Consider the following 11,520-nt stretch of genomic DNA (forward strand, 5'->3'; position numbering starts at 1 on the left):
TGGGAAGGTATAGATTGCCCGTCTCCCGGTAATGCCGATGCAGGAGTGAGTTCATTTAACGTCAGGGGGATCTGCCATTGCTGGAAATTCGACACCATCTTCATCAACTGTACTGAAACAGCAGGCACCGCTTCATTGCGAACCGGCAAAGGTTTCCACGGCAGGAATACCCGGCCTTCTTTTGCGCCCTGAACCAGGTCAAAAACCGGTGACTGTTTAAATACACTCTGTACACGCTGAACAAAATGCGCTGCTGTACCGCCAGGCATAATCTCGTAGTGAAGGCGGACGCCATCTTTTCGGCATGAACCTGCCGTCAAGCGCCACCCCGCCAATAACACCGGAATTGTCCGACGGGTCATAACACAACGTGCCAAAAATGCGGGTAACAACGGCTTATCGGCCCACGGATGCGGTAAGTCAACAGGTTTTGGCGTTTCTTCAAACAATCGTGATGCCCTAACCTGAACGGTTTCAGTCATCGGTAACATTTCATCGGGAGATTTTCCTGACTGTAATAATACCCACACGACCATCAACAAAGAGATGAAGACGGTCATCAACAATAATGGTGATCTCCACCGCCGTTGCAGGCGACACATCCGATACTGATGAGCCGGCAAAGCAGAAATTATTGAGCGCCAGTGGGCCGGATTATCAGGGTCAGATACCACCCGCCAGCTTTTATCTGGAGCCGGGTTAAACGTTAAAAAACGGGACAGTGCTGCGTTGACATTCTCGCGGGTTCCGACAATATCGGCCATCACGGACGGCAAACCATTCTGCGTTGCCAAAAATAACCATTGCCCTTCGCCCAAATCATAGATCCCGTACCCGTTTGGGCCGGAATGCGACAAAAAGGCGATGGCTAAAGAATACGGTGTGTGACGACAATATAATTTCCTGATTATTCCCGCCCCCATCATACGTGTAGTCTGCTGACGTCTCCTCGAGCGATTGCCCACGACCAGATGCACATTGGTGTATTGAGAACGAACACGTTGCCCTCTACGGTGCCCCCGTTTTACCTTCACGTACGGTGACCAACGCAGACCACTGATCCAACAATGGCGACCGGCCTTTACAACCGTGACTTCGGGTGTCTCACCGGATATTTCTAAATCAATGCTGTTCATTGATTCATGCCTCCTTTCATTCCTCAATCCAGTAATACGGGGGTGATCAAAATAACCAATGTGCTACGCTTATTCTCTCCGGACTGTCCTCCCCCAAGCAGGAAATTACCCGGTGTAAAGGTTCCCGCCTTAGTCACCCGAGTATCAGCCTGTTCAAATCCGGTGAGCACCAGAGCCTGCCCGGCACGCAGATTCACTTTCTGGCTCAGTGAACGTAGCCGGGTATATGGCATCTCAATATAAGAATTGCCTTCTTTAGATGTGAATGAACGGATAGTCGGCGGATCAGACAGGTTGAAAGCCACTTGTAGCTGAACATCCCCATTGCGCTGTATCAACGGCAACAAAGTCATATTAAACCCGGTAGTGATCATCCCGGGCGTCAGAGCCGTGGTGGCTCCCACATCTGTGGCAGTCGTTGTACTGCTTTGAGCCACATACACTGTCTGATCAGCCATCTGTATCGGAATGGGGGTCAAATTAGTGGTCGCACTTCCTTGAGAGGTCACCACGCTGACATTACCTTGTTCGCTCAATGCTTTTATTAACAGGTTAGAACCCGAGAGTTTTGCCGCCTTCCCTGTGGCACTTTCCAGAATACTGACCCCCGCAGACGTTGCCCCACTGCCCATACCACTAAAACTGCCAGACAGCGTAGCCCCCAAATTATGCAATGAGTTATAAACTAATCCCCAGTCCAACCCCATTTGCTCTTTACGGGTAGTGCTGACACTCAGCACCTGAACATTCAACAAAACCTGACGGTTGAGAACAGTATTTTGTTCTTCCACATAACGAGATACCGAATCCAGTACCGCCGGTGTGTCTGTTACCATCAGTGTTCCACTGGAGCTTGACAACCAGAACCGACCCCGCTCGGGCGTCAACATATTCTCGACTGTCTTACGGATGTCTTCGTATAAATCACTGTTCAAATCAACCGTCGTTTTCTGTGAAGAACTGGCCTCCCCAGAGACAGAATTGTTGACATTACCACTGCCCCCGGATGTCCCCATACTACTGGTTGACCCTGATGCAACACTGGCATTACTACTGGTACGGGTGTTGAGAACATTCAACTGAAATGTCCGGGTTTCGAACCGATAAAACACGACGGCCCTATCATCCACCTTCCATGCAATCCCTAACCGGCTGGCAATATTGTCTAAAAGCCCCGTCAGCTCCCCTTGCCAATTGAGACCCATGAGGACTTCTGGCTCTCGACGCTCATCAGCGTTAATTGAGTGTATATCTCGATCACCCAGCCAATCCAATGGCATACGTCCCTTATCATCAGGTGGTGGTAATACCCCATTCATCTGACGTGTCAACCCACCCGCAGTGGTTGATGCTCGTGATAAAGCATCGGGTGTTACCGTGACCCGAATACCACAAAGTTGGGTAATGCGTTGTCCCAGTTCCGGTAATGTCAACCCGACTTTACTGTTAATCGTTATCTGACAGGACGGTAACTTTACCGATGCGACAGGCTGAACTACCGGTTTCAGATTCACCCAGGGTTTATCTACCCAGGTTACCACCGGTTGTTTCAAGCTATGCTGTTGATGCAAATGCTGTTGTGCTACCCGACTTTGCACACTGGCTTCACGCGCCATATTATCCATTGCCGGCAAGGTACAACCAGACATCAGCGCCATGCCTGTTACCGCCGCCAGTGGAGCAAGGCAAGTACAAAGCCTGAGTGAACACCCTTTATTTTTCATCACATCCTGTCCGTTTTTTCAGTTGAAATACACCACATCACCATCGCTAATCCCGTCAGGAAGAGTGCATCCTATTTCTTGGCCAGATAAGCCATACAACCGTCCCTGCCGGACTTCACCAATCAACATGGACCCCTTAGTGCGTTCGCGCAGAGCGATGACAAGACCGGGTATTTCCGGCATCCACACCCAGAGCCGACCTTGACTGATAACATGCCGGATACGGGCATCAGGCTGAAAAGGCAGAATAAGCTTACGGAGATCCACCGTGCCATTTTTAAATGTATGGCCGCCACGCCAGTGATTAATGGCACTGGCTAACAGCAACATTTGGTCTGCCAGTATTCGAGCCCTTGCGTTGTCATGATTGACGTGCAGTTGTTCTGCCTGTCGCAGCTGTATACCCCCGGCAATCAGCAGAAAAACCAACGCAAACGCACTAATGACATACCCCATCACGGCTTACCGGGTCACGGGTTTATCACTGACTGAAATCAGGCACTGAAAGCGACTGACTTCGGCAAACAACGGTCTCTCGGCCTGTCTATAAAGATCAAACAGTTGTACCAATAAGGACTCAAAGTTGCCTTTGAACGTCAACGGCGCATCAATGCGGTAATCCGTCAGTGACGACCACACGACTACCCAGTGCCCCCCTATCGGGCAATTCGTTGTATTAGCCCACCGTTCCAACGTTCCACGCAAAGTAGTTCCTGTTTCCGCACGCCAGATGTTGCCTATCGGTACCGTGGTCACGGGTGTACTGCCGCTGAGTAAGGATTTAACGGGCTGAGTAGGTGATACTGAGGAAATGGTTGTGGGTTTTCCTCCTGCCACAGGAGATTGAAGGGTATCTGTTTTTGGTCTTTCAGCTATCAGGGGCTTCGCTGGTAACGGAGCGACTAATGTGCTGTTGGGCAATGTAGGTGCCGATAACGCCGGTGAAGAAGATCTCTGCAACGGTACCTGCATTTTTGGCGGTGTCATCCGGCCAACCGTTATCTCGGAAAATTGACGATATTCATCACGTAAAACAAAACACACTTCACGATTCACCTCATCTACCCGGATACGCCATGCTGGCCCGACAACAATCTGCAACGCTTCACTGAGCCGTATCGGCCCAATTTTGCGTTGAATAGCCGGTAATGGCCTGTCTATCAATTTAACGAAATGGGCTGCGGCGGTATCACACAGCGAATAACCGGTTCCAAATAGCAAATAACGCAATCCATCACCAATGCGGTGTACCAACGGGACTGGCATGGTGATATTGATGATTTGATTGAGGGGTTCACGTTGCGCAGCCTGGCTGCCTACACTCACCAAGGTATAGCGATCATGGCGTGTAACTTCTGGCGTTAAAGAATATATGTCGGATACGGCGGGACGTGCCTGATGAGAACGGTGAAAACTTACACCGGACGCAGTAGTCTCCTGAGTTTGTCCGGCACACCCAGCCAATACCATGACGGACAACCAACTGAGTGAGAAAAAAACAGGGTTTTTCATGCGCATTCCCGTGCAGGTGATCCTAAATGCGACTTACTGTGCGGGGATCCGGGACTGAGCTCAACGTAGAACTCTTTTTGCAAAATCAAAAAAAACGCACCCATCGAAGTCAGTGCAATGCGTCAAGTAAGTCATTTCATTGAAATTACTGTGACAAGATTTTCACCTGCACAAGGTATTGAGCAGCTTTTCAGTCCACTCAGAACAGTTCTACACACTTTTCACACAGGTCTAGCCTCAATCGGTTACCGTCTCCAAAAACAGAGCTATAGCCAGCTAATTTATCGATACATAAAAATTTCTAAGCACTAGTTGCTTTGAATCGCCACGGGTTTGGTAGACACCTCTGTGTCATTTAAGATGGCTTCACGAGGCAACGACAGAATATAGCCTTAGAACAAACTCCGGAATGTGTAAGAGAAACGGAAGAGCGGTCTCTAATCAGACTCTGTGAAAACTTTGCTTACAGTTAGTGGCGCTAATGGATAAAATGGGCTCTCAACTACACAATGAGCGATGACCGATGAACAATTCACCCGTTCTTAAGCTACAGGACATGGCAAGTTCAAGCTCAACTGATATTGAAGAGTTGCTCTCAAGAGCAAAGATGATATCGGTGAAGCTTGGCTTGCAAGATATTTCAGAATGGCTTGAGCATGAGCTAAACGGATATCCATCCGTAGACCTTCTTCCTGATTACAGAGTAATAAAAGAGGCTCCAATAAGGGCATTCAATCCATATGTAGGATGGATTCCATATCAGCTTAGTAATTATAACAAAGAAATTTACGCCCCCCTGACAACGATTCATATTAACAACCCCGTATCCATGTTGGCAGAATACGCCAAAAGCGATACAACCTTATATAGTGACTTGCCTGCTCTTATGGCTGATTTCTTACAGAAAGCTGGTAATTGCAATTTCCGTATGGCGTGGAGTATTAACCCAACTCAAATTACTAAAATACTCTCAAACACCAAGTCAAGGATACTCGATTGGGCGTTATTGCTAGAAAGTAAAAAAATTTTAGGTGAAGGATTATTGTTTTCTTACGAGGAAAAGAAAGAGGCTGCAGATATGACTGTAAATAATATTAATAACTTTAATGGAAATGTTAATAACGCTGGCACTATCGGTGCAGGCAATACCGGTGACATACACCAGCAAAACACTATCACGGCAGGTGACTTCAATTCCCTTAAACGTCAACTTAAAGAATACGGTATCGAAGATAAAGATATCGCTGAACTGAGACAGGTTGTTGAAGAGTCTCCTTCACCAAAATCATCAAGTAATCTTGGTGCCAAAATCGGTGGGTGGGTTGGTAACATGATTGGTAAGGCTTACTCAGGTAGCCTCAAAATTGCCGGTTCAGCCGCACCTGCATTGCTGACAAATGCTCTGTGTCACTACTACAATATTCCAGTCTAAAGCCTTGCATGTGATTTAGGTGTAACTGTTGGTAGTTCAAGGAGATTTATATGGATAACTCACCTGTTTTGGAGTTACAGTCTCTGGCTAGTGACCCTTCGTCAAACATTGTTGCTGTGCTGTTGAAGGCGAAGATGATTGCTATAAAGTTAGGTCTGGATGACCTAAGTGAGTGGCTTGAATATGAGATTGGGGGATACCCACCAGAAGTAGAGGTTCCGGATTACAAGACTGGGAAGGGAGTTGTTAAAGCTCTGAACCCACTTCGCGGCTGGATACCAGTTGATTTTGGCGATATACCTCCCGATGTTGTCGAGGATGTTTTAACCTACAGACTCACGGAGTCTATCTCTTCGATGCAGAATCCTCATAGTGAGAATGGGTGGCTGCGTCTTCATATGTCACCGCATTGTTTAACGCTGATTTTTGGCACGGATACCCCCCAGCAGAAGCATGTTGGTTTTTTAGTGCTAACAAGCTTGGACATATAGTAACCACAGTAAGAAATAAGGTTCTTACTTGGTCTTTAGAACTTGAAAAAAAAGTATTTTTGGTGAATGCCTACTTTTCACACAGAAAGAAAAGGCTGCTGCCCCAATGACAATTAACAATACGAATAATTTTCTTGCTCCAGTTGATAACACTGGTTCAATTGGTGCGGGTAACATTGGTGACATCCACCAGCAAAACACCATTACAGTAGGTGACTTTAACTCTCTTGAACGACAACTTAAAGAATATGGTGTCAGCGATAATGACATTACTGAATTAAAGCAGGCAGTAGCAGAAGAATCACTCAAACCATCCACGCCTGAGAACTTGGGCGACAATATTGGCTCATGGCTTGGTGACAGGGCAAAGGAGTGCTATACAGGGGCTTTAAAGGTTGCTCCCAAGATAATCGAAAAGGCTCTGTTTAGTTATCTTGGTTTATCCTCCTAAAAACGTTTCAGGGTCACTATGGTTTGCCTGTCTCACAAACCCATTTCAATAAAATCCATAGTGAACCCCTCAAAAACCCTTATCAAATCTCGATGCTATATTGACCTGTCCTCTCTGCTGATTAACATGCAGAGACGTTTGTTATAAATAGCCACAAAAAAATAATTTCATATCATTTTTGAGAGATTCTGGTTTACAAAACTTTAAGTACTGTAATCCAACCATGTAAGGGTTTCGAAACTGGATTAAAAATTCAGAGCTGCTCTTTGCCTGTTGGCGGACCAAAACCAGCTTTGTTGTGAAGGTTAACATCGGAAATTCCCTCAAGGAGAGTATCAAGAGAGTGTTTTTTGGCTTCCACAACTCCAATAATGACACGGCAATTTTTTACTTAAATATCAATAGCATAACCGATATTGAAGCCAACTTTTTCTATAACAGATTCCGGGATCCTGACCACCGGGCTGTTCCCCCATTTTTCAATAACTATCTGAACCATCATTGCTCCTCATGGGTATCAGCATACAGAGTTTCTATAATACTGTAGATATGGCAGTGTCCTGAATCGCAGGTCTTTAAAGTCATTTTGGGCTGTCCCTACCACAGAACATCCTCATAAATACTAGCTAAAAATAAACTAACTCTTTGTTCTGGGAGAATTATTAAAATATCCCACTACAGCACATCTGTACAAGGATGCTCACATGTCATTGATTAAATGATATTTAAAATTGAAACTACATCCCAATTTTTGATGTGCTGTAGCGGGGAATCAAGTGCCAACATTATACTAAATAATTGATATAAAAATAATTTTATCCTTATCTGTATGCATTGTTACTCAGAACGTTCTCCATTCCTTTGTATCAACACTTCTTCAGATGTCATCACATCTCCGTTCTCAATATCCTTTTTAGATAATACTAGCAGCTTCAACATAGCGTTGATCTGCTCATCCTCTTTCCAACGAGCTAGCTAGACTCACGCTCTGCTGCGGTCTGGAGCTGACGCCATACATCTTCTCCATGCCTATATCGCTTAAATTTTACACAACTTCAAGGTAAAACATATCCTCAAAACCATCCATTCATTTTTAACTTCTTTACATACCAATTAAAATAAAAAACCTCCGATAAATCGGAGGCTTATAGTGATATTTTTAGCAATTGTATCTAAGGTGAACTCTAAAAAGGGATCGAATCATCAAAATCGATTGGTGGTTCATTTCCACGAGTCGGTTCTGAAGAAGACGAAACAGGTTGTGGTTGTCCCCGGTCACTTGAACGAGAAGGTTCACTTTGACCGCGACCACCCAGCATCTGCATTGTACCTTGCTGACTAATCACCACCTCCGTGCTATACCGATCTTGCCCACTCGTCTTGTCAAACCATTTACGGGTACGCAACTGACCTTCAATATACACCTGGCTGCCTTTTCTCAGATATTCACCAGCAATTTCAGCCAGTTTGCCGAAAATGACTACCCGATGCCATTCGGTACGCTCTTTCTGCTCTCCGGTTTGTTTATCCCGCCAGGTTTCCGATGTTGCCAGTGACAATACCGCCACTGTATCACCCTCTGGCCGATAACGCACTTCTGGTTCTTGTCCCAATCGTCCAATAAGTATCACTTTATTCACGCCGCGTGAAGCCATGTAACTTCCCTTTCAAAATGTAGATGAAAAAAATTCCCCGAAAAAATGCACTCCGGAGAGACTTCAGGGGCAGTCAAAATGAATTCTCTGCATAATGCTTTTGCGAAGACTTATTCTGTACAGGCGGCACGGATTCAGGTTTTTCAGCTTTATAAACCATCTCCTGCCCGATTTTGATCCAGTCAATTTTAATCAACCGCGCTCTTAAACTGACACGCTGTTCACCGGCATGCTCACCCTTGTTCAACGTAAAAATCCCGGTAGACGGCTGACTTAATGTGAAACCCAGTAAGACTTTTTTGTCCTCATCAACCGCTTTCTGACAGCGGCTGATTAAGTCACTGTTTTCCTTACCGGCAACCGTGACATCAAAGCGAACGTAAGACGGATTCTCTGTTGGTCCACTCAATGCATTGATGACCGCGCTGAAAAAACTGCCATTCGGACCATTCACCTTGCGGACATTGCTGAGATACCCCAATCCATTGATATTCAGGTTGAAATATTTATTTTCAGTGGTAGTTGCAGACATGATGTTCTCTCCATGAAGTGAAAAAAAGAAACGACAGAGAACACATCACCCACGGCGGGAAGTGATGTTTCCCGTCGGGAAGCCAGTGTCAAACATAGGCTATCTGATAAGTTAAAAATACACCTTCATCACTGCTATCAGTGATACCCGTTTCCAAAGGATAAACGGGTTTACCGCCCGCAGGCACCACCTCTCAGGCTACAATGGCTTTGTGACAGGTCACACGAAAGCGTCAGTCTCAGACCTTTCTGACATTGAGAGCAGTCACCCAAAGGCATTCCTCTCAGACTGCGGGAATATTGGCGATTGTCCGAAGACAACAAGTTATCCCACGCATTTTTGAATCAGGGGGCCAAACTGTCAACGAGGAAAATGATTTTTGGGAAGCGGTAAAAAATAGCGCCGCCCAAAGGACGGCGAGGAATCTGCACTAGCATAGGGTACAAGGATGGAAGCTAAGTAGTCTCAACAAACTCTAGGGACATTCAACTATCCCGGCGCGGCTATTTACCAACCCTTCAAAGGAAACCATTTACCGGACTGATAACAGAGAAAATCTATGCACGGTTTGCCTGTCAAACCGCAGTCGTGGGGTGCAATGTACCAAAGCCAGTTTACCTTCCCAGATCTCCAGCTTAGGTACACAACAAAAAATCAGCTCACCCTGTCATTGCCGGTTTTTTCGGTACGTTCTTATGCCGGGCAGATCTGGTTTTTCTTTTTCCATCGACGGTGCTGACTACCCCACTGCATTCCGGGTATTTTATACACCCCCAGAAAACACCGTTTTTTCCCTGGCGTTGACGCGTCACGCCTCCACACACCGGACAAGGCAATGAAGGCGGCGGCGTGATCACGACTTTCTGCGCCTGAACCTGCTCCACTAAATATTGGGTCCATTGTATCTGACGAGCCATAAAATCCGGCAACTCCGCCTGTCTCTGAGCAATATCATCCAACGCCTGTTCCCACAAGGCTGTCAATCCAGGGTTGGTCAACGCGGTAGGCAACGCGGCTATCAACTCGCTGGCAATCTGCGTAGCGTGGATATACTTGCCCTTTTTCGTCAGATAACCCCGTTTAAACAACGTATCCAGCACCCCTGCCCGAGTAGCCTCCGTTCCCAGCCCGGCATTGTCCTTCAATACCTTCTTAAGTTGCGGGTCACTGACAAAAGCAGCGGCATTTTTCATCGCCGCAATCAATGTGCCCTCCGTGAAGTGAGCGGGTGGCTGAGTTTGCAACATGCGTAAAGTAGCCTCATTAACCTGACATTGACTGCCTTTGACCATCGACGGCAAACTTTCTCCCAAAGAATCGTCTTTCCCGATGGATGCCAATTCATCTTTACCCGCTGAAAACAATACCTTCCAGCCAGGAACAATCACTACATTGCCCCGGGTACGAAACAATTGCCCACCGATATCAAAAGTCACTTCAGTTATATCCATTTCATGCAGAGGAAAGAACTGTGCCAAATAATGCTGACGGATAAGCTGGTACACCTTACGCTCATCATCCGTCATCTTCTTCATATCACAGGGCTGTTTTGTCGGAATGATACCGTGGTGCGCCGTAATTTTTTTGTCATTCCAGATACGCGAAATCAATGTCCTGTCCAGACTATCCACCACAATCCGCATAGCCGGATCACTTTTAACCACAGCATCCAATACTTGAGGGATTTCCACCTGCATAACCGTAGGCAAATAGCCACAATCTGTACGGGGATAAGTGATAGCCTTATACGTCTCATACAAGTTTTGAGCAATGTTCAGTACTTGTTGAGCTCCCATACCCCATTTTTTTGAGCACATTTGCTGCAAGCCACCTAAATCAAATGCCAGCGGAGCCGCATGCTTTTCCCGTTTAGTATTGATTTCCAGGACCGTAGCCGTACCAGCTTGTTGGCATAACTTAACCACTGTCTGTGCCACATTCTGATGAATACAACGTTTTTCGTCATCACAATAGGTCGCAGCGGGTACCCAATCCGCCCGGAAAATTCGTCCGTCAAGCTGAAGGTCGGCCACCACCTGCCAATAAGGTTTAGCCGTAAAAGCGATAATCTCCTGATCTCGAAAGACAACCAGTGCCAAAGTGGGCGTCTGAACGCGTCCAATAGACAAAATGTCACTATATCCGCATTCACGGGCTTTCAAGGTATAGAGTCGGGTAAAATTCATGCCGATGAGCCAATCCGCTCTGGCTCGTCCCAGTCCCGCTAAATACAATGATGCCGTTTGTTCACCGGGCAAAATATTAGCAAGCGCCGCACGAATACTCACCTCATCCAGAGCAGACAACCACAAACGGGATATTTTTCCTTGAAACTGGCAGTAATCCAGTAACTCCCGGGCAATAACCTCTCCTTCCCTGTCAGCATCCGTGGCAATCACCACTTCGTCTGCCTGTTTCAGCAGACGACAGATAACAGTAAACTGGTCAGCTGTCTCCTTTTTGACCACCATTTGCCAGGAGGCCGGCAATATTGGTAACACTGACGCCCGCCAGGGAGCGCCATATTGCTCCCCGTAAACTTCTGGGCTGGCAGTTTCCAGTAAATGCCCAATTGCCCAGGTTACTG

The 11,520-nt window shown here is 46.5% G+C and carries 11 protein-coding genes; 4 read left to right on the plus strand and 7 right to left on the minus strand.

What is annotated here, in order from left to right; translation table 11 throughout:
• The 4 genes from pilO2 to ACGF7G_RS20970 form a co-directional block, all read right to left on the minus strand.
• Positions 1-1,136, minus strand: a 1,136-nt coding sequence (gene pilO2 / locus ACGF7G_RS20955; protein WP_387468115.1) for a type 4b pilus protein PilO2, incomplete at its 3' end; no start/stop codon positions are given.
• A 23-nt stretch (positions 1,137-1,159) separates the two neighbouring features.
• Positions 1,160-2,860 (minus strand): PilN family type IVB pilus formation outer membrane protein, encoded by a 1,701-nt coding sequence (locus tag ACGF7G_RS20960; protein WP_387468117.1) that lies wholly within the window; start codon positions 2,858-2,860, stop codon positions 1,160-1,162.
• Positions 2,861-2,878: 18 nt separating this feature from the next.
• Complete coding sequence (gene pilM / locus ACGF7G_RS20965) at positions 2,879-3,316, minus strand: type IV pilus biogenesis protein PilM (RefSeq protein WP_387468119.1); 438 nt, start codon at positions 3,314-3,316, stop codon at positions 2,879-2,881.
• A 6-nt stretch (positions 3,317-3,322) separates the two neighbouring features.
• Positions 3,323-4,372 carry a TcpQ domain-containing protein gene (locus tag ACGF7G_RS20970; protein ID WP_387468121.1) on the minus strand — a complete coding sequence of 350 codons (1,050 nt, stop codon included), beginning with the start codon at positions 4,370-4,372 and terminating at the stop codon, positions 3,323-3,325.
• Between the two features lie 523 nt (positions 4,373-4,895).
• On the opposite strand from ACGF7G_RS20970, the gene ACGF7G_RS20975 reads away from it, so the two are divergent.
• The 4 genes from ACGF7G_RS20975 to ACGF7G_RS20990 are packed head-to-tail and all read left to right on the plus strand — an operon-like array spanning position 4,896 to position 6,746.
• On the plus strand, positions 4,896-5,804 hold the full coding sequence (locus ACGF7G_RS20975) for an abortive phage resistance protein (protein WP_387468123.1): 909 nt from the start codon (positions 4,896-4,898) through the stop codon (positions 5,802-5,804).
• A 50-nt stretch (positions 5,805-5,854) separates the two neighbouring features.
• Positions 5,855-6,295: a hypothetical protein gene (locus ACGF7G_RS20980; protein WP_387468125.1), complete on the plus strand. Its 441-nt coding sequence runs from the start codon at positions 5,855-5,857 to the stop codon at positions 6,293-6,295.
• Complete coding sequence (locus ACGF7G_RS20985) at positions 6,214-6,405, plus strand: hypothetical protein (protein WP_387468127.1); 192 nt, start codon at positions 6,214-6,216, stop codon at positions 6,403-6,405. Before ACGF7G_RS20980 ends, ACGF7G_RS20985 begins: the two co-directional genes overlap by 82 nt.
• Complete coding sequence (locus tag ACGF7G_RS20990) at positions 6,402-6,746, plus strand: hypothetical protein (protein WP_387468129.1); 345 nt, start codon at positions 6,402-6,404, stop codon at positions 6,744-6,746. The genes ACGF7G_RS20985 and ACGF7G_RS20990 overlap by 4 nt, the downstream gene beginning before the upstream one ends.
• A gap of 1,184 nt (positions 6,747-7,930) precedes the next feature.
• Here ACGF7G_RS20990 and ssb read toward each other — a convergent pair.
• The 3 genes from ssb to ACGF7G_RS21005 form a co-directional block, all read right to left on the minus strand.
• A complete protein-coding gene (ssb, locus tag ACGF7G_RS20995; protein ID WP_387468130.1) occupies positions 7,931-8,401 on the minus strand; it encodes a single-stranded DNA-binding protein in 471 nt (156 codons plus the stop codon).
• A 73-nt stretch (positions 8,402-8,474) separates the two neighbouring features.
• On the minus strand, positions 8,475-8,933 hold the full coding sequence (locus ACGF7G_RS21000; RefSeq protein WP_036768649.1) for an STY4534 family ICE replication protein: 459 nt from the start codon (positions 8,931-8,933) through the stop codon (positions 8,475-8,477).
• Positions 8,934-9,592: 659 nt separating this feature from the next.
• A partial coding sequence (locus ACGF7G_RS21005) for a DNA topoisomerase III (protein WP_387468133.1) occupies positions 9,593-11,520 on the minus strand: 1,928 nt, incomplete at its 5' end.

The sequence above is a fragment of the Photorhabdus sp. RM323S genome, from assembly GCF_042879375.1.
Lineage (GTDB): Bacteria > Pseudomonadota > Gammaproteobacteria > Enterobacterales > Enterobacteriaceae > Photorhabdus > Photorhabdus tasmaniensis.